Source organism: Streptomyces sp. NBC_00029 (assembly GCF_045160505.1).
Lineage (GTDB): Bacteria > Actinomycetota > Actinomycetes > Streptomycetales > Streptomycetaceae > Streptomyces.
In genome coordinates this window covers 6,425,001-6,448,859 of the sequence record NZ_CP108292.1, presented here as the reverse complement: position 1 = coordinate 6,448,859, position 23,859 = coordinate 6,425,001, and the positions used below count along the sequence as shown (strand labels likewise).

The 23,859-nt window shown below is 68.8% G+C and carries 14 protein-coding genes, 1 tRNA gene and 2 rRNA genes; 4 read left to right on the top strand and 13 right to left on the bottom strand.

The genetic code is table 11. The annotated features are described in order from the left end of the window. The first annotated feature begins 138 nt into the window (after positions 1-138). From OG753_RS30200 to OG753_RS30190, 3 genes are all read left to right on the top strand, one after another. Entirely contained in the window at positions 139-816 is a 678-nt protein-coding gene (locus OG753_RS30200; protein WP_327264757.1) for a hypothetical protein, read from the top strand. A 184-nt stretch (positions 817-1,000) separates the two neighbouring features. Further along, on the top strand, positions 1,001-1,795 hold the full coding sequence (locus tag OG753_RS30195; protein ID WP_405790865.1) for an Fpg/Nei family DNA glycosylase: 795 nt from the start codon (positions 1,001-1,003) through the stop codon (positions 1,793-1,795). A gap of 85 nt (positions 1,796-1,880) precedes the next feature. Continuing rightward, positions 1,881-2,651 carry an SDR family NAD(P)-dependent oxidoreductase gene (locus tag OG753_RS30190; RefSeq protein WP_327264755.1) on the top strand — a complete coding sequence of 257 codons (771 nt, stop codon included), beginning with the start codon at positions 1,881-1,883 and terminating at the stop codon, positions 2,649-2,651. On the opposite strand, the gene OG753_RS30185 is transcribed toward OG753_RS30190, so the two are convergent. The 9 genes from OG753_RS30185 to OG753_RS30145 all read right to left on the bottom strand — a co-directional run bounded on the left by OG753_RS30185 (position 2,599) and on the right by OG753_RS30145 (position 16,930). After that, positions 2,599-2,907: a hypothetical protein gene (locus OG753_RS30185; RefSeq protein ID WP_327264754.1), complete on the bottom strand. Its 309-nt coding sequence runs from the start codon at positions 2,905-2,907 to the stop codon at positions 2,599-2,601. The two genes, OG753_RS30190 and OG753_RS30185, sit on opposite strands and share 53 nt — an antisense overlap. A gap of 144 nt (positions 2,908-3,051) precedes the next feature. After that, a complete protein-coding gene (locus tag OG753_RS30180; RefSeq protein ID WP_030012484.1) occupies positions 3,052-3,432 on the bottom strand; it encodes a helix-turn-helix domain-containing protein in 381 nt (126 codons plus the stop codon). Positions 3,433-3,541: 109 nt separating this feature from the next. Beyond that, positions 3,542-4,042, bottom strand: a complete 501-nt coding sequence (locus OG753_RS30175) for a CinA family protein (protein ID WP_327264753.1) — start codon at positions 4,040-4,042, stop codon at positions 3,542-3,544. Between the two features lie 62 nt (positions 4,043-4,104). Next, positions 4,105-4,773, bottom strand: coding sequence for a CDP-diacylglycerol--glycerol-3-phosphate 3-phosphatidyltransferase (gene pgsA, locus OG753_RS30170; RefSeq protein ID WP_405790862.1), 669 nt, complete (start codon positions 4,771-4,773; stop codon positions 4,105-4,107). Then, on the bottom strand, positions 4,770-6,272 hold the full coding sequence (gene rimO / locus OG753_RS30165) for a 30S ribosomal protein S12 methylthiotransferase RimO (protein WP_405790860.1): 1,503 nt from the start codon (positions 6,270-6,272) through the stop codon (positions 4,770-4,772). The genes pgsA and rimO overlap by 4 nt, the downstream gene beginning before the upstream one ends. A 126-nt stretch (positions 6,273-6,398) precedes the next feature. Beyond that, positions 6,399-7,307 (bottom strand): helix-turn-helix domain-containing protein, encoded by a 909-nt coding sequence (locus tag OG753_RS30160; protein WP_405790858.1) that lies wholly within the window; start codon positions 7,305-7,307, stop codon positions 6,399-6,401. 220 nt (positions 7,308-7,527) lie between these two features. Next, positions 7,528-10,320, bottom strand: coding sequence for a DNA translocase FtsK (locus tag OG753_RS30155; protein ID WP_327264750.1), 2,793 nt, complete (start codon positions 10,318-10,320; stop codon positions 7,528-7,530). Positions 10,321-10,435: 115 nt separating this feature from the next. Continuing rightward, positions 10,436-11,119 (bottom strand): response regulator, encoded by a 684-nt coding sequence (locus tag OG753_RS30150; RefSeq protein WP_327264749.1) that lies wholly within the window; start codon positions 11,117-11,119, stop codon positions 10,436-10,438. 273 nt (positions 11,120-11,392) lie between these two features. Further along, positions 11,393-16,930: a HAMP domain-containing protein gene (locus OG753_RS30145; RefSeq protein WP_405790855.1), complete on the bottom strand. Its 5,538-nt coding sequence runs from the start codon at positions 16,928-16,930 to the stop codon at positions 11,393-11,395. 192 nt (positions 16,931-17,122) lie between these two features. Here OG753_RS30145 and OG753_RS30140 point away from each other — a divergent pair, with 192 nt between their 5' ends. Continuing rightward, positions 17,123-19,684 carry a SpoIIE family protein phosphatase gene (locus OG753_RS30140; protein WP_405792860.1) on the top strand — a complete coding sequence of 854 codons (2,562 nt, stop codon included), beginning with the start codon at positions 17,123-17,125 and terminating at the stop codon, positions 19,682-19,684. Between the two features lie 12 nt (positions 19,685-19,696). On the opposite strand, the gene OG753_RS30135 is transcribed toward OG753_RS30140, so the two are convergent. From OG753_RS30135 to OG753_RS30120, 4 genes are all read right to left on the bottom strand, one after another. Next, positions 19,697-20,290: an HdeD family acid-resistance protein gene (locus OG753_RS30135; RefSeq protein ID WP_401283463.1), complete on the bottom strand. Its 594-nt coding sequence runs from the start codon at positions 20,288-20,290 to the stop codon at positions 19,697-19,699. Between the two features lie 128 nt (positions 20,291-20,418). Then, positions 20,419-20,494 (bottom strand) — tRNA-Thr (locus OG753_RS30130). A 5-nt stretch (positions 20,495-20,499) separates the two neighbouring features. Further along, positions 20,500-20,617 (bottom strand): 5S ribosomal RNA (gene rrf / locus OG753_RS30125). Positions 20,618-20,693: 76 nt separating this feature from the next. After that, positions 20,694-23,816 (bottom strand): 23S ribosomal RNA (locus tag OG753_RS30120). Positions 23,817-23,859: the final 43 nt, after the last annotated feature.

Sequence of the window (23,859 nt, the reverse complement as noted above, 5' to 3'; positions counted from 1 at the left end):
GACTGTTCCGCTCACGTCCTGGACATGTCACAGAACCGTCCTGAGCCACCCCTGAGCTGGAAGTGGCGCTTATTCATCCCTTATCAAGATGATCACAGGCATTGCATTGGCGATGCACAGTCATGGGGGAGAAGAAGAGTGAGCACCATCAGCATGCGTTCCACCACCCTCGGTGCGGTCGGCCTGGCCGTCGCCGGAACCCTGGCCCTGACGGGCTGCAAGAACGGCAACGAGGAGCTGGCCCCCGCGCAGCCGGGCGGTGCCACCTCGGCCGCCGCCCCGTCCGCCTCGCCCGCCGCCCCGTCCGAATCGGCCGCCCCCGGCGCCGGCGGCAGCGAGGCCCCCGGTGCGAACGGCACGGCGAAGTCCGGCCAGACGTTCAAGATCGGCGAGGCCGCGGAGATGCCGTTCAGCTACGGCAGCAACAAGGGCGGCCAGATCGCCCTCACCGTCACCGCGATCGAGCAGGGCAACCCCGCCGACCTGGACACGCTCAAGCTCGGCGACAAGGTGAAGGGGATGATTCCGTACTACATCCGCTACTCGGTCAAGAACACCGGCACCACGGACCTGTCGCACTCCTCCGTGACCCAGGTCAAGGGCCTGCTCGCGGACGGCACCGAGGCCCAGCGCGTCTCGATCATCGGCAAGTTCGACAAGTGCCCGAACGAGGCGCTGCCGAAGGGCTTCACCAACGGCCAGACGCAGACCAGCTGCGCCGTGGCCCTCGCCCCGTCGGCCCAGACGAAGGTCACCGCCGCCGAGTACTGGGGCAACCCCTACAACTACCCGAACAAGGGGCTCGTCTGGAAGTGATGAGCGGCCCACGCGGCCCCTCTTCACCGCCCTGACCCGAAGGGCCCCTGCGGCTGCACCTCGCCGCGGGGGCCCTCGCCGTTCGCCTGAACCGCCGGACGCGGGCTCCGCCGGGCTCCCGCACCACCCGGCCCGCTCAGGCCCGCTCACGCCCGATCGGGCCACGGCAGAGGACAATGGGCCCATGCCCGAAGGCGACAGCATCCGGCGCGCGGCGACCCGGCTCCACGCCGCCCTGGCAGGCCGCCCGCTCACCCGCAGCGACCTCCGCGTCCCCCGCTTCGCCACCGCCGACCTCACCGGCCGCACCACCCTCGACGTCACCCCCCGCGGCAAACACCTCCTCGCCCGCTTCGAGGGCGGCCTCACGCTCCACAGCCACCTCCGCATGGACGGTGCCTGGCACGTCTTCGCCCCCGGCGAGAAGTGGCGCGGCGGCCCCGCCCACGAGATCCGGGCCGTCCTCGGCACGGCCGACCACACGGCCGTCGGCTACCGCCTCCCCGTCCTCGAGCTGATCCGGACCGCCGAGGAGGACCGCGCCGTGGGCCACCTCGGCCCCGATCTCCTCGGACCGGACTGGGATCCCGCCCTCGCCGCCGCCAACCTCCTCGCCGCCCCCGAGCGGTCCCTCGGCGAGGCGCTGCTCGACCAGCGCAACCTCGCCGGGATCGGCAACATCTACAAGGCCGAGCTCTGCTTCCTGGCCCAGGTCACGCCGTGGACCCCGGTCGGCGCGCTCCCCGAGTCGACACTCCCCCGGCTGGCCTCCGCAGCCCACCGCCTGCTGGCCGCGAACACCGGCGAGCGGCCGGGTCCCCGCAACACGACCGGCAGCCGCCGCCCCGGCCAGGACCTCTTCGTCTACGGCCGCGCGCACCGCCCCTGCCTGCGCTGCGGCACCCCCGTCCGGGAGGCTCCCCAGGACGACCGCCCCACCTACTGGTGCCCCCGCTGCCAGTCGGGCCCGACCCCGTAGGACGCGTCCGGGCCGCAGGAAGCACCTGGGAAGCACCGGTGCACACCGATTGACGGTCCGTCAGATACGGTCGTACGGTCCCCGCATGCCCACACCCACAGCCCCGTACGGCCTCACCGGCCGCACCGCCCTGATCACCGGCGCGGCCAGCGGCATCGGCCGCGCCACCGCCGTCCTCCTCGCCGAGGCGGGCGCGCACGTGCACTGCGCGGACCGCGACGAGCAGGGACTCGCCGATACGGCCGCCCTCGTCGCCAAGGCCGGCGGCGCCGCGACCGTACACCCCCTCGACGTCACCGACCGGGCCGCGCTCCGTGCCGCCGTCACCGCGGCCGGCCCGCTGGACATCACGGCCGCCATCGCCGGGGTCATGCACACGAGCAGCGTCCTGGAGACGTCCGACGAGGACCTCGACCGGATCCTGGACATCAACTTCAAGGGGGTGCTGCGCACCTGCCAGGAAGCCGCCCGCTCCATGATCGCTGCAGGCCGTGCCGGTTCGATCGTCACCATGGCTTCGGGGGCCGTGGACGCCGCCCAGCCCGGCCTGCTCTGCTACAGCGCCGCCAAGGCCGCCGTCGTCCAGCTCACCAAGACCCTCGCCACCGAGGCGGGCCCGCACGGCATACGCGTCAACGCCGTCGCCCCGGGCTGGATCCGCACCCCGATGACCGGCCGCCACAGCCCCGAGGTCCAGGAACAGACCGAGGCGGCCATGGTCCGCATGTCCCCGCTGCGCCGGGTCGGCGAGCCCGAGGACATCGCCCGGGCGGTGCTCTACCTCGCCTCGGACGCCTCGTCCTTCATGACGGGTCAGATCCTTCGCCCGAACGGTGGGGTGTCCATGCCCTGGTAGCCCCGTCGGCCCCGTTCCCCGCATCGGCCCCACCCGCCGCCGACAGCGCCTCCCGGCGCGCCTTCGCCCTGCGCACCGGGCCCGGCACGCAGTGCACCGGCAGGAGCCCCAGCCCCCAGCCGCCCACCGCCACCGCGCCCTCCACGGCCCCCGACTCCTCGGGCACCAGCACCAGCCGCAGCACGGCCCACCACCACAGCGCCCCCACCGTGAACGCGAGGGCCGACACCGCAGGTATGCGCAGCAACCGCCGCACGGCTACCTCCCTGGGGCCGGAACCCGGACGGCCCCCATCCTCCCGCACCCCTCCCGCCACCGCACCCAGAACGGCCGGGAGCCCCGGCCGGTGCACAAGGCACCGGCCGGGGCTCCGGCCACGCTCAAACACGCACGTGCTCGCTCACGCGGCTACGACATTCACCGCTTCCGCAGGCGCCTTGATGGTCACCCGCTCCGGCCCACCCGTGACCGAAGCCATGGAGACCGAATTGAGCATCGGGCGGACCGGCACACTCACCGGTTCGCTTGCCGCGGCCGACTGTGCCAGCTCGGCCAGCGACAGTTCGTCACTGACTTCGCGCATCAGCTCGGACATCCGTACGTCCAACGCGTCGCAGATCGCGGAGAGCAGCTCGGAGGATGCCTCCTTCTGCCCCCGCTCCACCTCGGAGAGATAGCCGAGAGAAACTCGGGCCGACGAGGAGACTTCGCGCAGAGTACGGCCCTGGCGCTGGCGCTGCCGACGCAGCACGTCACCCAGCAGGCGACGGAGCAGAATCATCGGTGGCTCCCTCCTCTGACCGTGTAGCCGCATCCTTCACGCCCCACCGTACCGCCTCGCGCCGCGGCCGTGCGGGGAGCGATGTCGTGTTCACTCAGGGCTGCAAACATCAAATCCCCCCGTTCTGTTCCGTATCCTGCCCCCGCGCATTCCCGCGGAGTTGGTCCGAGAGAAGCCTGAGCACTGTGCGTGCACTCTCCCTACGGATTTCCGCCCGGGAGCCTTTCAACCTCAGACGGACCGTTTTCCTGCCCCCCGGACCGTCCACAGCGACGAAAACGGTGCCCACCGGCTGCCCGTCCTGCGGCTCCGGACCGGCCACCCCGGTGGTCGCTATTCCCCACGAAGCGCCCATCACCCGTCGTACGCCGGCCGCCATCTCGGCCGCGACCTGCGCGTTCACCGCGCCTTCGGCCTCCAGCAGCCCCGCGTCCACCCCGAGGACCAGGTGCTTGATCTCCGTCGCGTACGCAGTGACCGAGCCTCGGAAGGACCGGGAGGCGCCGGGAACGGCCGTGAGCTCGGCGGCGACCATGCCGCCGGTCAGGGATTCCGCCACGGCGAGGGTCTGGTCACTCTCCGCGAGCAGCCGCAGCGCATCCGCAGCCACTCCCGTCGCTCCCGCCGCTCCGGAACCGGCTCCCGCCGCCGGAGGATCCCCCGCCGCGTCGGTCACTTCGCGGCCCGCTCCGCGCCCCGCTCCGCGGCGAGACCCTGGCGGCGCAGCACGACGGCCTGCCGGATGTAGTCCAAACCGGTGACGACGGTCAGCACGACGGCGAGCGCCATCACCCAGAAGCGCATGGTCGCCAGCGCCCCGGTGAGCGCGAGGACGTACATGCCCACGGCCGTGCCCTGCGCCAGGGTCTTCATCTTGCCGCCGCGGCTGGCCGGAATCACGCCGTAGCGGATGACCCAGAAGCGGAGCAGCGTGATCCCGAGCTCCCGGCCGAGGATCACCCCGGTCACCCACCACGGGAGGTCACCGAGCCAGGAGAGACAGATCAGCGCCGACCCCATGATCGCCTTGTCGGCGATGGGGTCGGCGATCTTGCCGAAGTCCGTGACCAGGTTGTACGTGCGGGCCAGATGCCCGTCGAAGATGTCCGTGATCATGGCGACGGCGAACGCCGCCCAGGCCCAGGCCCGCCAGGCCGGGTCGTAGCCGCCCTCGGTGAGCAGCAGGAAGACGAAGCCCGGCACCAGCACGAGCCGGATCATCGTCAGGATGTTGGCGATGTTCCACAGGCTGGCCTGATTGACCGCCGCGGCCCCCAGCTTCGCGCCGGGTACGGGCCGACGGCCGGTCCCGCCCGCCGCAGATGCCGGGACTCCGGTCATCCGGCCGCCTCCTCAAGATCCATGCCGAGCGGCTCGGCCACCAGGTCCACACCGAGGGTGCCGACCACCTTTGCCGTGACGATACGCCCCGGGACCAGGCCCGTGCTGTCCGTGAAGACCACCTGGCCGTCTGTTTCGGGCGCCTGGTGTGCGGCGCGCCCGTAGGCGCCCTCGCCGTCCTCGTCAACCGCTTCCACGGTCTCGACGAGCACTTCCAGGGTCTCCCCGATGCGCTCCTCGGCACGCTGCGAGGTGAGCTCCTCGGCGAGCCGCTGCATGTGTGCGAGCCGCTCGGCGATGGTGTCCTCGTCCAGCTTGTTCTCGTAGGTGACGGCCTCGGTGCCGTCCTCGTCGGAGTAGCCGAAGACGCCGATGGCGTCGAGGCGCGCGTGGGTGAGGAAACGCTCCAGCTCTGCGAAGTCCGACTCCTTCTCGCCGGGGAAGCCGACGATGAAGTTGGAGCGGACGCCGGCCGTCGGGGCCTTGGAGCGGATGGTGTCCAGCAGCTCCAGGAAGCGGTCGGTGTCACCGAAGCGGCGCATGGAGCGCAGCACGTCGGGGGCCGAGTGCTGGAAGGACAGGTCGAAGTACGGCACGACCTTGGGGGTCGAGGTGAGTACGTCGATCAGGCCGGGCCGCATCTCGGCGGGCTGCAGGTAGCTGACGCGGACGCGCTCGATGCCGTCCACCTCGGCCAGCTCCGGCAGGAGGGTCTCCAGCAGCCGGATGTCGCCCAGGTCCTTGCCGTACGAGGTGTTGTTCTCGGAGACCAGCATGACCTCCTTGACGCCCTGCTCGGCCAGCCAGCGGGTCTCGCCCAGCACGTCGCTGGGGCGGCGCGAGATGAAGGAGCCGCGGAAGGACGGGATGGCGCAGAAGGAGCAGCGCCGGTCGCAGCCGGAGGCGAGCTTCACCGAGGCGACGGGGCTCTTGTCCAGGCGGCGGCGCAGGGGCGCGCGCGGCCCCGAGGCGGGCGCGAGCCCGTCCGGCAGGTCGGCGGGGGCCTCGGTCGGCTCCTCGGCGAGCGCCGACTGGGCGTGGCCCGGCAGGGAGACCTCGGTGGCCTGGCGGTCGGCCGGGCTGATCGGCAGCAGCTTGCGCCGGTCACGCGGGGTGTGGGAGGCGTGGATGCCGCCGTTGAGGATGGTCTGGAGGCGGTCGGAGATGTCGGCGTAGTCGTCGAAACCGAGGACTCCGTCGGCCTCGGGGAGCGCTTCGGCGAGTTCCTTGCCGTAGCGCTCGGCCATACAGCCGACGGCGACGACGGCCTGGGTCTTGCCGTGATCCTTGAGATCGTTGGCTTCCAGGAGGGCGTCTACGGAGTCCTTTTTGGCGGCTTCGACGAAGCCGCAGGTGTTGACGACGGCTACGTCCGCATCGGCGGCGTCCTCGACGAGCTCCCAGCCATCCGCCGCCAAGCGGCCTGCGAGCTCCTCCGAGTCCACCTCGTTACGGGCGCAGCCAAGAGTGACAAGGGCGACGGTACGGCGTTCGGGCATGGACTCAAGACTACTTCGTCCCGGCGTCGGCCCCAGCCGCAAGTCCCCGTACAGCAAGATCCCCGGGGTGCGGCGCAGCACCCCGGGGATCCGGATCAAAGCCTTCCGCCCTAGGGCGGCCCGGCGTCAGCCCGCTTGGGGCTGATCCTGGAGAGGGTCGGCCTTGGTGTATTTCAGCCGTTCGACCTGACCCGACTGGAAGTCGTCCTTGATCTCCTTGCCGTTCACGAAGAGCTTCACGGCCCCGGCGTCGCCGAGCACGAGGTCGACCGACTCCTTGTCCGTGAAGGTCTTGGACTCACCCTGGGCGAGGGTGCCGTCGAAGAGCAGCCGGCCGGTGGAGTCCTTCGCGGAGATCCAGCTCTCGCCGGTGTCGGCCGTCAGGACCACGGTGACGAGGTCCTTGGGCGCGGCGGCGATGGCGCTGTCCGAGGGCTCCGGCTTGGGTGCCTGCGGGGTCTGCTGGGGCGGTGCGGCCGGCTTGGCACCGCTCTGCTTGGGTGCGGGCTTGGGCGAGGCGGAACCTTCCGCCACCGGGCGCTTGTCCTTGTCGTCGCCACCGCTGAAGGCGGTGAAGCCCACGAAGCCGATCACGGCGACGATGGCGGCGACCATGGCGGCGGTCCAGTTGGGCCGCTGCCGCTCGGGGCGGATCCGCTCGGCGTCGAACATCGGCGCGGCGGGCGTGGGTACCGGCCGGCCGCCGTGAGCGTCGTCGTAGCTCTCGACCAGGGGTGCCGGATCGAGGCCCACGGCGCGGGCGAGCGTACGGATGTGACCGCGGGCGTAGACGTCGCCGCCGCACCGCGTGAAGTCGTCCTCTTCGATCGCGTGAACGATCGGGATGCGCACGCGGGTGGTGGAGGAGACCTCGTCGACTGTGAGCCCGGCGGCGATCCGGGCCTTCTTGAGGGCCGTCCCGATGGACGGGCCTTCGACGGGCCGTTCGACGATGCGGTCCTCGGACCGATCCTCGGACCGGTCGTCGGTCGAAGGCCGCTCTTCTTCGGGGGAGTTGGAGTTGCCGATGGACACGTGGGCGCCTTTCGAGCGTGTAGCCACCTGCTGGATGTCCAGTCTAGGGGGGTGACGAAAGGGTGGAGCAACCGGAGGGTGCCCTTCCTACGCCATCCGAATGGCGAAGTCGGGTCCTCTCCGGTGCGGCGGTCCGACGCTACGAGCGATCTCGTGCGCGGTGCCGCCACCTCTCTTCAACTTGACGCGGGCCCAAGGGAAACGGTTGCCCGCGATTTCATTACGGATGGGCCTCACCGCGGATGACGGCGAGCACTCCGTCCAGGTCATCGGCCTTCAGCAGGACGTCGCGGGCCTTCGACCCCTCGCTCGGGCCGACGATTCCCCGCGACTCCATGAGGTCCATGAGCCGCCCGGCCTTCGCGAAGCCCACGCGCAGCTTGCGCTGGAGCATCGAAGTGGACCCGAACTGCGTGGAGACCACCAGCTCCGCCGCCTGGCACAGCAGGTCGAGGTCGTCGCCGATGTCCTCGTCGATCTCCTTCTTCTGCTTCTGCCCGACGGTGACGTCGTCCCGGAAGACGGGCGCCATCTGGTCCTTGCAGTGCTGGACGATCCCGGCGATCTCTTCCTCGGTGACGAAGGCGCCCTGGAGCCGGACCGGCTTGTTCGCCCCCATCGGCAGGAACAGCCCGTCGCCCTTGCCGATCAGCTTCTCGGCGCCCGGCTGGTCGAGGATGACCCGGCTGTCGGCGAGCGAGGAGGTGGCGAAGGCGAGCCGCGAGGGCACGTTCGCCTTGATCAGGCCGGTGACCACGTCCACCGAGGGCCGCTGGGTGGCGAGCACCAGGTGGATGCCGGCCGCCCGGGCCAGCTGGGTGATCCGGACGATCGAGTCCTCGACGTCGCGCGGCGCGACCATCATCAGGTCGGCGAGCTCGTCGACGATCACCAGCAGGTACGGGTACGGGCTGAGCTCCCGCTCGCTGCCCGGCGGCAGTTTGATCTTGCCGTCCCGGATCGCCTTGTTGAAGTCGTCGATGTGCCGGTAGCCGAAGGCGGCCAGGTCGTCGTAGCGCAGGTCCATCTCGCGCACGACCCACTGGAGCGCCTCGGCGGCCCGCTTGGGGTTGGTGATGATCGGCGTGATCAGGTGCGGGATGCCCTCGTACGCCGTCAGCTCGACCCGCTTGGGGTCCACGAGCACCATCCGGACGTCCTCCGGGGTGGCCCGGACCATCACGGAGGTGATCAGGCAGTTGATGCAGGAGGACTTGCCGGAACCGGTGGCGCCGGCGACCAGCACGTGCGGCATCTTGGCGAGGTTGGCCATGACGTAGCCGCCCTCGACGTCCTTGCCGAGCGCGACCAGCATCGGGTGGTCGTCCTCGGCCGCGTCCGCGAGGCGCAGTACGTCACCCAGGTTGACCATCTCGCGGTCGGTGTTCGGGATCTCGATGCCGACCGCGGACTTGCCCGGGATCGGGCTGATGATCCGGACGTCCGGCGAGGCCACGGCGTAGGCGATGTTCTTGGTCAGGGCGGTGATCCGCTCGACCTTGACCGCCGCGCCCAGCGTGACCTCGTACCGGGTGACGGTCGGACCCCGGGTGAAGCCGGTGACGTCCGCGTCGACCTTGAACTCGGTGAACACGTTGCGCAGGGAGGCGACCACCGCGTCGTTGGCGGCGCTGCGGGTCTTGCCCGGCCCGCCCTTCTCCAGCAGGTCGAGCGAGGGCAGCGCGTACGTGATGTCCCCGCGCAGCTGGAGCTGCTCGGCGCGCGGCGGCAGCGCCTGGGTCTGCGGCGGGGCCTTGGTCAGGTCGGGCACCGACAGCGTCCCGGAGGCCGCGGCGGTGGTGGCGTACGGCTGCTGCGCGGAGGCGTCGGGCATCGCCTCGGGCGCGGCCTCGGGCGCGGCCTGCGGTACGGGACGCTCCCCGCGGGCGGTCGGCACCGGAGCGGTGAGCTCCGCGCCCTCCCGCTCGGGGGTGATCCCCTGCGTGAGGTCGGCGACGAGCGGGGAGGGCGGCATTCCGCCGTAGACCACCCCGTCCAGCGCGGCGGCGGCCGCCGCGGCCACGTCGACGGCGTCCATCTCCCGTTCCATGCCCGGCCGGGCCGGGGCCCTGCGGGGCCGGCGCCGCCGGGCGAGGGCCTCCTCCTCGGCCTCGTCCGCCGGATCCCCGGAGCCGGCTGCGGTACGGGCCCGCCACTGCTCCGGGTCGTGCCGTTCCCCGGCGGCGCCCTCGGCCTCGTCGCCGTAGCCCTCGTCGTACTCGTTCGGGGCGATGATCCCGAGCCGGATGCCGAGCCTGCGCAGCCGCTGCGGGATCGCGTTGACCGGGGTCGCGGTGACCACGAGCAGCCCGAAGATCGTGAGCAGCACCAGCATGGGCACGGCCAGCGGCGCACCCATCGTGAAGATCAGCGGCTTCGAGGCGCCCCAGCCGATGAGGCCGCCCGCGTTCTGCATCGCGGTGGTGCCCTCGTCCCGGCCGGGCGCCCCGCAGGCGATGTGGACCAGGCCCAGGACACCGATGACGAGGGCGGACAGCCCGATGCCGATGCGGCCGTTGGCATCGCCCTGCTCGGGATGGCGGATGAAACGTACCGCCATGACGCCGAGCAGGATCGGCACGAGCAGATCCAGGCGTCCGAACAGCCCGGTGATCAGCATCGTGACCAGGTCACCGACGGGACCGCTCAGGTTCGACCAGGTGCCGGCGGCCACGATCAGCGCGAGGGCGAGCAGCAGCAGGGCCACGCCGTCCTTGCGGTGGGCGGGATCGAGGTTCTTGGCCCCCTGGCCGAGCCCGCGGAAGACGGCACCGACGGCGTGCGCGCAGCCGAGCCAGACGGCGCGCACCAGCCGCACCACACCCCCGGTCGGGGACGGCGCGGGCTTGACCGCCGCCTTCTTGGCCGGAGCGCGCCGGGCGGCCGCGGCCTTCTTCGCGGGCGGCTTGCGCGCGGGCGCAGCCTTCTTCGCCGGCGCCGTCGTACGGCCGGTGCGGCCCTTCGCGGTGCCCGCGGTGCTCTGGGAACCCTTACCGGACGTACTTGAGGCCATGGGGCCGAGGTTACCGGTGCGCGCGCCGGTGGACACGCGTGCCCACCCCTTCACCCGTTCGTGTCGTCGGCTCTGTAGGTGCTTTGACGCACCGCCAGTACCGACCCGCGTACGGTCAGTTCTGCGCGGGCAGGGCCGCAGCCCCTCCGGCCGTTCCGGGCTCCAGGGCGTCGAGTGCCCGCCGCAGTCCGGTGAGTTTGCGCTCCAGATGGGCCGCGGTCGCGACCACTCCCGCGTCGGCCGAGTCCTCGCCGAGCTGCTTGGTCAGCGCCTCGGCCTGCTCCTCGACGGCCGCGAGCCGTGCGGAGAGCTCGGCCAGCAGTCCGGCCGTCTCCTTGCTCGCGTCCACGCCGCCCGAGCTGCCGCCCTCCAGCTGGAGCCGCAGCAGGGCCGCCTGCTCGCGCAGTTGGCAGTTCTTCGTGTACAGCTCCACGAAGACCGAGACCTTGGCCCGCAGCACCCACGGGTCGAAGGGCTTGGAGATGTAATCGACCGCACCCGCCGCGTAACCGCGGAACGTGTGGTGCGGACCGTGGTTGATCGCGGTGAGGAAGATGATCGGGATGTCCCGGGTCCGCTCCCGCCGCTTGATGTGCGCGGCCGTTTCGAATCCGTCCATGCCCGGCATCTGGACATCCAGCAGGATGACCGCGAAATCGTCCGTCAGCAGCGCCTTGAGCGCTTCCTCCCCCGACGACGCCCGGACCAGTGTCTGATCGAGCGCGGAGAGGATGGCCTCCAGCGCCAGCAGATTCTCCGGCCGGTCGTCGACCAGGAGGATCTTGGCCTTCTGCACCATGCCCTGTCCTCCTCGCCCCGGCACGGGGCCTCCCCGGCTCCTGGCTCCGGCCTGTGCGCCGGGCCCCGCCCCAGAGGACGGCATCCTTGCGCCGTCCGTCCTTGTGCCGGTCATCGTAGCCCCAGTCCCGAGATCGCCACACCCTGTCACCAAGATGTCACTGTGCACGAAGCAGAAACGTGGTGGGAGAGCAGAAGGTTCCCCGAATACCGCTCTCCCACACCGCTCCGGGCACAGTGAGTCAACTCCGGCGTCCGTCCGCTCTCCCTGCGATCACTTGCCGCGCATCCACTGCTCCATCACCGACAGCAGGTAGTCGGGATCGACGGGCTTGGTGACGTAGTCGGAAGCACCGGAATCGATCGCCTTCTCCCGGTCCCCCTTCATCGCCTTCGCCGTCAGCGCGATGATCGGCAGCCCGGCGAACTGCGGCATCCGCCGGATCGCCGAAGTCGTGGCGTACCCATCCATCTCGGGCATCATGATGTCCATCAGTACGACCGTCACATCGTCGTGCTGCTCCAGGACTTCGATGCCCTCCCGCCCGTTCTCCGCGTACAGCACGGCCAGCCCGTGCTGTTCCAGCACACTGGTGAGCGCGAAGACGTTGCGCACGTCGTCGTCGACGATGAGCACCTTCTCGCCGTGGAAGTCGTACGTCCGGGGCACCACCGGAAGTTCCTCGTCCGCACTGCCCCAGCCGTCCTCGGGCCCCACCACGTTCGGCTGCCCCGGCACCGCCGTACGCGGCTCCAGGTCACTCGGAGCCTTGCGCCGCCGCCGGAACAGCGCGGCGCCCCCGCCGCCCTGACCCTGCCCGGCCGGCTCGGCCGCCGACAGCGCAGGACGTGCCGGCTGCGACTGCACCGACGGTACGGACGCGGGCCCGGCCTGGTTGCCCGGCAGCGCGGGCCGTCCCCCGTCCAGCGACCTGCGGTACAGCTCGCCGCGGGCTCCGCCGGGCGTCGGCGGCGCGTACCCCTGCGGAGGCAGCTCGCTCGGGTGCAGCGGCAGGTACAGCGTGAAGGTGGACCCGCGGCCGGGCTCGCTGGCCGCGTGGATCTCGCCGCCCAGCAGCCGGGCGATCTCCCGGCTGATCGACAGACCCAGCCCGGTGCCGCCGTACTTACGGCTCGTCGTCCCGTCCGCCTGCTTGAACGCCTCGAAGATCACCAGCATCTTGCTCGCCGCGATCCCGATCCCGGTGTCGGTGACCGAGAAGGCGATCAGGTCCGCGTCCGCCTCCCGCAGCGAACCGGCCTCCAGCAGCTGCTCGCGGATCGCGATCGGCACATCCGCCCCCGCCGGACGGATCACCAGCTCCACCGCCCCGCTGTCGGTGAACTTCACCGCGTTGGACAGCAGGTTGCGCAGCACCTGGAGCAGCCGCTGCTCGTCGGTGTGCAAGGTGGCGGGCAGCTCCGGCGAGACCCGGACCGAGAAGTCCAGGCCCTTCTCCGCCGTCAGCGGCCGGAAGGTCGCCTCCACGTAGTCCACGAGCTGGACCAGCGCGATCCGGGTCGGCGAGACGTCCATCTTCCCCGCCTCGACCTTCGACAGGTCGAGGATGTCGTTGATCAGCTGCAGCAGGTCGGAGCCCGCGCCGTGGATGGTCTCGGCGAACTCCACCTGCTTGGGCGAGAGGTTCCCGTCCGCGTTGTCGGCGAGCAGCTTGGCCAGGATCAGCAGCGAGTTGAGCGGCGTCCGCAGCTCGTGCGACATGTTCGCCAGGAACTCGGACTTGTAGCGCATCGAGACCGCGAGCTGCTCGGCGCGCTCCTCCAGGACCTGCCGGGCCTCCTCGATCTCGGTGTTCTTCACCTCGATGTCCCGGTTCTGCTGGGCCAGCAGCTCGGCCTTCTCCTCCAGCTCCGCGTTGGCGGCCTGCAGGGCCTTCTGCCGGTTCTCCAGCTCGTCGGAACGCTCGCGCAGCTGCTCGGTCATCTCCTGCGACTGCTTCAGCAGCATCTCCGTCTTGGAGTTGACGCTGATGGTGTTGACGCTCGTACCGATCATCTCGGCGATCTGGCTGAGGAAGTCCTTCTGGATCTGCGTGAAGGGCGTGAAGGAGGCCAGCTCGATGACGCCGAGCACCTTCCCCTCGAAGAGCACCGGCAGCACGATGACGTGCGCCGGCGGAGCCTCGCCCAGACCCGAGGAGATCTTCAGGTAGCCCGGCGGGGTGTTCTCGACGAGGATCATCCGCTTCTCCTCGGCGACCGCCCCGATCAGGCCCTCCCCCGGCCGGAAGGAGATCGGCATCTGGCCGCCCGCGTACGCGTAGCTCCCGCGCATCCGCAGCTCGTACGAACCGTCCGCGCCCCCCTCCGTCCCGATCTCGGTGGTACCGCCGGCCGGCAGCGCCAGGAAGAAGGCGCCGTGCTGCGCGGAGACCACGGGGGTCAGCTCGCTCATGATCAGCGAGGCCACGTCGTCGAGCTCCCGGCGGCCCTGCATCAAGGCCGAGATCCGGGCCAGGTTGCCCTTGAGCCAGTCCTGCTCCTTGTTGGCCAAGGTGGTGTCGCGCAGGTTGGCGATCATCGTGTTGATGTTGTCCTGGAGGACCTGGATCTCGCCCGCCGCGTCCACGTCGATCTTCAGGTTCAGGTCGCCGCGGGTCACCGCGGTGGCCACGGCCGCGATCGCGCGCACCTGCCGGGTGAGGTTCCCGGCCATCTCGTTCACGGACTCGGTCAGGTCCCGCCAGGTGCCGTCGACGTCCCGGACCCGGGCCTGGCCGCCCAGGATGCCCTCGGTGCCCACCTCGCGCGCCACCCGGGTCACCTGGTCGGCGAAGGAGGACAGCTGGTCCACCATCGTGTTGATCGTCGTCTTCAGCTCCAGGATCTCGCCCCGGGCGTCGATGTCGATCTTCTTGGTCATGTCGCCCTTGGCGATGGCGGTCGTGACCATGGCGATCTGCCGCACCTGGCCGGTGAGGTTGGAGGCCATGAAGTTCACCGAGTCGGTGAGGTCCTTCCACGTCCCCGAGACGCCCGGCACGTGCGCCTGGCCGCCCAGGCGTCCCTCCGTACCCACCTCGCGGGCCACGCGCGTCACCTCGTCCGCGAAGGACGACAGCGTCTTCACCATCGTGTTGACGGTGTCGGCGAGCTGCGCGACCTCGCCGCGCGCCTCGACCGTGACCTTCTTCGTCAGGTCACCGTTGGCGACCGCCGCCGAGACCTGGGAGATGTTGCGCACCTGGGAGGTCAGGTTGTTGGCCATCAGGTTGACGTTGTCGGTCAGGTCCTTCCAGATGCCCGTCACCCCGCGCACCCGGGCCTGACCGCCGAGGATGCCCTCGGAGCCCACCTCACGGGCCACCCGCGTCACCTGCTCGGCGAACGACGACAGCTGGTCCACCATCGTGTTCACGGTGGTGACCAGCTCGAGGATCTCGCCCTTGGCGTCGACGGTGATCTTCTTGGAGAGGTCGCCCATGGCGACGGCCGTGGTCACCTCGGCGATGTTGCGCACCTGCGACGTCAGGTTGTTCGCCATGAAATTGACGGACTGGGTGAGGTCCTTCCAGGTACCGGAGACCCCCTTCACCTCCGCCTGGCCGCCGAGGATGCCCTCGGTACCCACCTCGCGCGCCACCCGCGTCACCTGCTCCGCGAAGTTCGAGAGCTGGTCGACCATCGTGTTCAGGGTGTTCTTCAGCTCCAGGATCTCGCCCCGGGCGTCCACATCGATCTTCTGCGACAGGTCACCGCGGGCAACCGCCGTCGCGACCTGGGCGATGTTGCGCACCTGCGAGGTCAGGTTCCCGGCCATGCCGTTCACGGAGTCCGTCAGGTCACGCCATACGCCGGCCACCCCGGGCACCTGCGCCTGACCGCCGAGCCGGCCCTCGGTCCCCACGTCCCGGGCCACCCGGGTCACCTGCTCGGCGAAGGCCGAGAGCTGGTCCACCATCGTGTTGATGGTGTTCTTCAGCTCCAGGATCTCGCCCCGGGCGTCCACATCGATCTTCTGCGACAGGTCACCGCGGGCAACCGCCGTCGTCACCTGCGCGATCTGGCGCACCTGCGACGTCAGGTTCCCGGCCATGAAGTTGACGGAGTCGGTGAGCTCCTTCCAGGTGCCGGACACCCCCTCGACCCGGGCCTGGCCGCCGAGCCGGCCCTCCGTACCCACGTCCCGCGCCATCCGCGTGACCTGGTCCGCGAAGGAGGACAGCTGGTCCACCATCGTGTTCACGGTGTTCTTCAGCTGGAGCATCTCGCCGGAGACGTCGACGGTGACCTTCTGCGACAGGTCGCCGTTGGCCACCGCCGTCGTCACCTGAGCGATGTTGCGGACCTGCCCGGTGAGGTTGCGGAAAGCCGTGTTCACCGAGTCGGTGAGGTCCTTCCACGTCCCCGCGGCTCCGGGCACCTGCGCCTGGCCGCCCAGTTCACCCTCGACGCCGACCTCACGGGCCACACGCGTCACTTCTGCACCGAAGGAGGACAGCTGGTCCACCATGGTGTTGACGGTGTTCTTCAACTCCAGCATCTCGCCGGCCACATCGACGGTGACCTTCTGCGACAGGTCGCCGTTGGCGACCGCCGTCGTCACCTGGGCGATGTCCCGCACCTGGGTGGTGAGATTGCGGAAGACGGTGTTCACCGAGTCGGTGAGGTCCTTCCACGTGCCCGCCGCCCCCGGCACCTGCGCCTGGCCGCCGAGCAGACCCTTGGCCCCGACCTCGCTGGCCACGCGCGTGACCTCGTCCGCGAAGGTCCGCAGCGTCTCGGTCATCTGGTTGATCGTTTCGGCCAGCTGCGCGACCTCGCCGCGCGCGCTGACCCGTACCTTCTGCGACAGGTCGCCGTTCGCGACCGCGGTCGTCACCTGCGCGATCCCGCGCACCTGGGCCGTCAGGTTCCCGGCCATGGTGTTGACCGAGTCGGTCAGGTCCTTCCACACGCCCGCGACCCCGGGCACCTTCGCCTGGCCGCCCAGCTCGCCCTCCGTACCCACCTCTCGGGCGACCCTTGTCACCTCGGAGGAGAAGGAGGACAACTGGTCCACCATCGTGTTCACGGTGTTCTTCAGCTGGAGCATCTCGCCGGCCACATGCACCGTGACCTTGCGCGACAGATCGCCCTTGGCGACCGCCGTCGTGACGAGAGCGATGTCACGCACCTGAGCGGTGAGGCGGTACGCCATCGTGTTGACGGAGTCCGTCAGGTCCTTCCACGAACCCGACATCCCGCGCACCTGGGCCTGACCGCCGAGTTTGCCCTCGGTGCCCACCTCCAGCGCCACACGCGTCACCTCGTCGGTGAACGCGGACAGCTGGTCGACCAGGTTGTTCACCGTCCGCCCGACCTTCAGGAACTCCCCGCGCAGCGGATGCCCGGCCCCCTCGGCCGCCTGCGTCCGCAGATCCATCCGCTGGTCGAGATCGCCCTCGGCCACCGCCGACAGCACCCGGCCCACCTCGGACACCGGCCGGGCCAGATCGTCCACCAACTGGTTCGAGGCATCGATCGCGGCCGCCCAGGAGCCCTCACAGGCACCTGTTTCCAGCCGTTCGCTCAGCTTGCCCTCGCGGCCCACCATCCGCCGCACCCGGGACAGCTCCCCGGTGAGATGAAGATTACGGTCGGCGACCTCGTTGTAGACGGCGGCGATCTCCGCCATCACGCCGTCGCCGGACACCGTCAGCCGCTTGCGGAAGTTCCCGTCCCGCATCGACACCAGGGCCGTGAGCAGCCGGTTCAGAGCGGCGGTATCGACCTCCGTCGTGCCACTGCGCCGGGAACGTCCGCCCTTCGGCCGCGTTCCCGTACGCCGCACCGCTGCGCCAGACTCCACCGTGTCCCTCCCGAAAGGGTCGACCACTCATCCACCGGACGCCTGACTCGTCACGAGCCGGCTCTGCAAGCCTGCCCAGTGTTTCACCCTGGCCGAACCCGGCCATAACACTTCGGCACCATCGCACACCCGCCGTACCCTGCGGGTGGAATCCCCGACGACGGCACCACGCCGACCGCGAACGTAAGTAACCTGGCACCCGATGTCCAACCGCGTCGAAGGAGACTAGTGATCACGGCACGGGCGGCTGCCAGCTTCGATCCCCTCGGGCGCTCGGTCGCCGCCGCCCGCGGTTTCGTCCGCGACACCCTGCACGGCTGGGGTTTCGCGGACATCGTCGACGACGCAGTGGTCCTCACCAGCGAGCTCGTCACCAACGCCGTGGTCCACGCCGGAACCCGGGCCGAGGTCCTGTGCCTGCGCGCCGAGGGCGGCGTACGCGTCGAGGTCGCCGACCGGTATCCGGAGCGTGAACTCCCGCTCCAGCACCCCGGCGAGCGCCCCTACGCCGACCCCGACCGCGAGAACGGCCGCGGCCTGATGCTCTGCGCCGCCCTCGCCACCCGCTGGGGCGTCGAATACACGGCCACGCACAAGCACGTGTGGTTCCGCCTCGACCTCCCGGACCGGCCGGTCGGTACCCGCTCCGCAGGCCCCGTCGTCCCCGACCAGCTGCTGCCCCTGGCCGACAGCCGGGTCCGCGTCGCCGTCCTCCAGATCGACGCCGACGACGCCATCTCCGCCTGGAACGAGGACGCCGAGCACATCTTCGGCCACCCCGCCGAGAAGGCGCTGGGCCGCCCGCTCGCCGAGCTCGCCGCCTGGCCGCAGACCCCCGGCACCGGCACCGGCATCGCCGAGGCCCTGCGCCTGTCCCGCTGGGAGGGCAGCTACGGCCTCCGCGGCGCCGACGGCCGCGTCATCCCCGTCTTCGCCTCCCACCTGCGGGTCCGCGACGCCCACGGCGAACCGTCGATCGTCTGCCTCCTGGTCCACGACGACGAGCGCGCCCTGCTCCAGACCCCGGTACGGGTGCCCACCTCCGACAGCGGCCACTTCACCGATCCGCGCCCGACGGACCCCTTCGAGGTCTTCATCGGCTCCCCCGCCCCCGACGACCTCGACGGACTCCTCCAGCGCACCGTCGAACGCGCCCGCGACCTCCTCGACGCCGACGCCGCCTTCCTGCTGCTCGCCACCGACGACGAGACCGAGCTGGAGGTCCGCGCCACCACCGGCCTGCCCTCCACCCGCCAGCGCTTCGCCCGCGTCCCCGTCGAGGCCGGCACCAACCGCTACGGCTCCGCCCGCATGCCCGCCGTCCACGACGACCTCATCGCCTCCCCCGGAGCCGTCCCGCTCCTGGAGGCCACCGGCATGCGCTCCGCCGTCACCGTCCCGCTCAAGGTGGAGGGCCGCCTCACCGGCTCCCTCGGCGTCGCCGCCGAAACCCCCGGGCGCTACTCCAACGAAGAGGCGCTGCACCTCCAGTTCGCCGCCGACCGCATCGCCCTCGCCGTGGAATCCGCCCGCCTCGGCGAGCTGGAACGGCTGCGCCGCGGATCCCTCTCCTTCCTCGTCGAGGCCTCCGACCTGCTGGCCGGCACCCTCGACCGGGACCAGACCCTGGCCCTCATGGCCCAGATGACGGTCCCCACCCTCGCCACCTGGTGCGCCGTCTACACGATCGCCGACCAGTCCTCCGACCCGTACCTCTCCTACGTCCTGCACGAGGACGAGGAGCGCATCGACGGCCTCAAGGACCTGCTCTCCCGGGTCAGCCCGCCCGAACCGGTCCGCGAGGCCGGCGCACGCCCGTGGTCCGAGGCCGCCCTCGCGGTCGGCGGCGAGACGGTGGTCCTCCCCCTCCTCGCCCGGAACCGCGTCATCGGCATGCTCACGCTCGGCAAGCCCCGCGAGGAGCACTTCCGCCAGGAGATCCTCGAACTCGCGGAGGACCTCTCCCGCCGGGCCGCCCTGGCCCTCGACAACGCCCGCCTCTACTCCGAGCGCACCGCGATCAGCCGCTCCCTGCAGCGCAGCCTCCTGCCGCCCGGCTCCCCCGCCATCCCCGGCATGGAGGTCGAGGTCATCTACCGCGCGGCCGGCGAGGGCAACGAGGTCGGCGGCGACTTCTACGACGTCTTCCCGATCCGCGACGGCGCGTACGGCTTCGCCATCGGCGACGTCTGCGGTACGGGGCCGGAGGCGGCCGCCGTCACGGGCCTGGCCCGCCACGCGCTGCGCCTGCTGGCCCGCGAGGGCCTCGGCGGCCCCGCGGTCCTCCAGCGCCTGAACGCGGCCATCCTCGACGAGGGGGCCCGCAGCCGCTTCCTCACCCTCCTCTACGGCGAGCTGCACCCCCAGCCCGACGGCGGTGCCCTGATGAAGGTCGTCTGCGCGGGCCACCCGCTCCCGCTGCGCCTGCGCCCGAACGGCCAGGTCGACGCGGCCGCGGACCCGCAGCCCCTGCTGGGCGTCATCGACGATCTGGACCTCTACGAACAGACCCTCACCCTCGACCCCGGCGATGTCCTGCTGTGCGTCACGGACGGCGTGACCGAACGCCGCGAGGGCACCCGCATGCTCGGCGACGACGGCCTCGCCGAAGTCCTCACCACGTGTACGGGCCTCACGGCGGGCGCGGTCGCCTCCCGCGTCCTGCGCGCGGTGGAACGCTTCGCCGCAGAGCCGGCCTCGGACGACATGGCGATCCTGGCCTTCCGCGTCCCGGAACAGCGCACCGGCGACTGACCCGGGCCGGACTCAGGAGATCCGGCGCGTGGCGGAACGCAGCGCGAAGGCCATCACCAGCTCGAAGACGCCCAGCAGGACCAGCCAGAGCCCCAGCAGCCGGGTCAGGGCGACCGCGGAGTCCACCGGGAAGCAGAGCACGACGACGCCGGCGACGGCGCCCAGGGCGCCCAGGCCGAACCGCAGGCCCCTGTGCGGGAGCGAGTGGTCCGCGATCGCGGTGAACGCCGTGAGCACTCCGGTCAGCAGCCAGAACACCCCGACGATCAGGGTCAGCGCGCCGATCGTCTGCATCGGATGTCTCAGGACCAGGACGCCGGCCAGGAACGCCAGCACGGCGATCAGTACGCCGGCCAGCCTCCCCCCGTCACCGCTGTGGGAGAAGGCCGCGACGAAGCGGAAGACACCCGCCACCAGGAGCTGCAGGCCGATGATGACGGCCAGGATGTGAAGCGTCTCGTCGGGCCAGACCAGCACCAGAATGCCGGGGATCAGCGTCGCGAGAGCCAGGCCGAGAGCCCAGTACCAAGCGGCTCCAACCTGCTTGAGCACGTCCTCGGGGTCGCTCTGCGTGTGCTGCGGCGCCGCGCTGGGGGGAACGGTCATCACGCCTCCTGAGCCAACGGGATGACATCCACTTTAGGCAGGCGGGCCCGGGCGCGCCCGGCGACGTACTGCCGGGGCTCGGCACAAAACAAAAAAGACCCCCGCCAGATGGCGGGGGCCTTTTCCTTTGGAGCCCTTTAACGGAATCGAACCGTTGACCTTCTCCTTACCATGGAGACGCTCTACCGACTGAGCTAAAAGGGCGGGTTGTTCGGCGGCGTCCTACTCTCCCACAGGGTCCCCCCTGCAGTACCATCGGCGCTGAAAGGCTTAGCTTCCGGGTTCGGAATGTAAACCGGGCGTTTCCCTAACGCTATGACCACCGAAACACTATGAAATTTGAACGCTGGTGTTTTCACAGCTGTTCGTTATTTCAGAACTAACACAGTGGACGCGAGCAACTGAGGACAAGCCCTCGGCCTATTAGTACCAGTCAGCTTCACCCGTTACCGGGCTTCCACATCTGGCCTATCAACCCAGTCGTCTACTGGGAGCCTTACCCTCTCAAGGAGGTGGGAATACTCATCTTGAAGCAGGCTTCCCGCTTAGATGCTTTCAGCGGTTATCCCTCCCGAACGTAGCCAACCAGCCATGCCCTTGGCAGGACAACTGGCACACCAGAGGTTCGTCCGTCCCGGTCCTCTCGTACTAGGGACAGCCCTTCTCAATATTCCTACGCGCACAGCGGATAGGGACCGAACTGTCTCACGACGTTCTAAACCCAGCTCGCGTACCGCTTTAATGGGCGAACAGCCCAACCCTTGGGACCGACTCCAGCCCCAGGATGCGACGAGCCGACATCGAGGTGCCAAACCATCCCGTCGATATGGACTCTTGGGGAAGATCAGCCTGTTATCCCCGGGGTACCTTTTATCCGTTGAGCGACGGCGCTTCCACAAGCCACCGCCGGATCACTAGTCCCGACTTTCGTCCCTGCTCGACCCGTCGGTCTCACAGTCAAGCTCCCTTGTGCACTTACACTCAACACCTGATTGCCAACCAGGCTGAGGGAACCTTTGGGCGCCTCCGTTACCCTTTGGGAGGCAACCGCCCCAGTTAAACTACCCATCAGACACTGTCCCTGATCCGGATCACGGACCGAGGTTAGACATCCAGCACGACCAGAGTGGTATTTCAACGGCGACTCCACAACCACTGGCGTGGCTGCTTCAAAGTCTCCCACCTATCCTACACAAGCCGAACCGAACACCAATATCAAACTGTAGTAAAGGTCCCGGGGTCTTTCCGTCCTGCTGCGCGAAACGAGCATCTTTACTCGTAGTGCAATTTCACCGGGCCTATGGTTGAGACAGTCGAGAAGTCGTTACGCCATTCGTGCAGGTCGGAACTTACCCGACAAGGAATTTCGCTACCTTAGGATGGTTATAGTTACCACCGCCGTTTACTGGCGCTTAAGTTCTCAGCTTCGCAACCCCGAAAGGTCACTAACCGGTCCCCTTAACGTTCCAGCACCGGGCAGGCGTCAGTCCGTATACATCGCCTTACGGCTTCGCACGGACCTGTGTTTTTAGTAAACAGTCGCTTCTCGCTGGTCTCTGCGGCCACCCCCAGCTCACGGAGCAAGTCCGATCACCAGTGATGGCCCCCCTTCTCCCGAAGTTACGGGGGCATTTTGCCGAGTTCCTTAACCATAGTTCACCCGAACGCCTCGGTATTCTCTACCTGACCACCTGAGTCGGTTTAGGGTACGGGCCGCCATGAAACTCGCTAGAGGCTTTTCTCGACAGCATAGGATCATCCACTTCACCACAATCGGCTCGGCATCAGGTCTCAGCCTTAATGAGGGACGGATTTGCCTACCCCTCGGCCTACACCCTTACCCCGGGACTACCACCGCCCGGGCTGGACTACCTTCCTGCGTCACCCCATCGCTTACCTACTACCACCTTGGGTCAGCGGCTCCACCACTTTCCTTTCCCCGAAGGGTCCGGAACGGCTTCACGGCTTTAGCATTAGAGGATTCGATATTGGGCGTTTCAAAGCGGGTACCGGAATATCAACCGGTTGTCCATCGACTACGCCTGTCGGCCTCGCCTTAGGTCCCGACTTACCCTGGGCAGATCAGCTTGACCCAGGAACCCTTAGTCAATCGGCGCACACGTTTCTCACGTGTGTATCGCTACTCATGCCTGCATTCTCACTCGTGAACCGTCCACAACTAGCTTCCGCTGCTGCTTCACCCGGCACACGACGCTCCCCTACCCATCACAGCGGGCGTTGGCCCTATTGCTGCAATGACACGACTTCGGCGGTACGCTTGAGCCCCGCTACATTGTCGGCGCGGAATCACTTGACCAGTGAGCTATTACGCACTCTTTCAAGGGTGGCTGCTTCTAAGCCAACCTCCTGGTTGTCTCTGCGACTCCACATCCTTTCCCACTTAGCGTACGCTTAGGGGCCTTAGTCGATGCTCTGGGCTGTTTCCCTCTCGACCATGGAGCTTATCCCCCACAGTCTCACTGCCGTGCTCTCACTTACCGGCATTCGGAGTTTGGCTAAGGTCAGTAACCCGGTAGGGCCCATCGCCTATCCAGTGCTCTACCTCCGGCAAGAAACACACGACGCTGCACCTAAATGCATTTCGGGGAGAACCAGCTATCACGGAGTTTGATTGGCCTTTCACCCCTAACCACAGGTCATCCCCCAGGTTTTCAACCCTGGTGGGTTCGGTCCTCCACGAAGTCTTACCTCCGCTTCAACCTGCCCATGGCTAGATCACTCCGCTTCGGGTCTAGAGCGTGCAACTCAATCGCCCTATTCGGACTCGCTTTCGCTACGGCTTCCCCACACGGGTTAACCTCGCTACACACCGCTAACTCGCAGGCTCATTCTTCAAAAGGCACGCAGTCACGACCGTTGTTCCGAAGAACAACGGCGACGCTCCCACGGCTTGTAGGCACACGGTTTCAGGTACTATTTCACTCCGCTCCCGCGGTACTTTTCACCATTCCCTCACGGTACTATCCGCTATCGGTCACCAGGGAATATTTAGGCTTAGCGGGTGGTCCCGCCAGATTCACACGGGATTTCTCGGGCCCCGTGCTACTTGGGAGATTCTTAAGCAAGCCGCTGATGTTTCGTCTACGGGGGTCTTACCCTCTACGCCGGACCTTTCGCATGTCCTTCGACTACATCAACGGTTTCTGACTCGCCGACCGGCCGGCAGACCGATCAAAAGAATTCCCACAACCCCGCATGCGCAACCCCTGCCGGGTATCACACGCATACGGTTTGGCCTCATCCGGTTTCGCTCGCCACTACTCCCGGAATCACGGTTGTTTTCTCTTCCTGCGGGTACTGAGATGTTTCACTTCCCCGCGTTCCCTCCACACTGCCTATGTGTTCAGCAGTGGGTGACAGCCCATGACGACTGCCGGGTTTCCCCATTCGGACACCCCCGGATCAAAGCTCAGTTGGCAGCTCCCCGGGGCCTATCGCGGCCTCTCACGTCCTTCATCGGTTCCTGGTGCCAAGGCATCCACCGTGCGCCCTTAAAAACTTGGCCACAGATGCTCGCGTCCACTGTGTAGTTCTCAAACAACGACCAG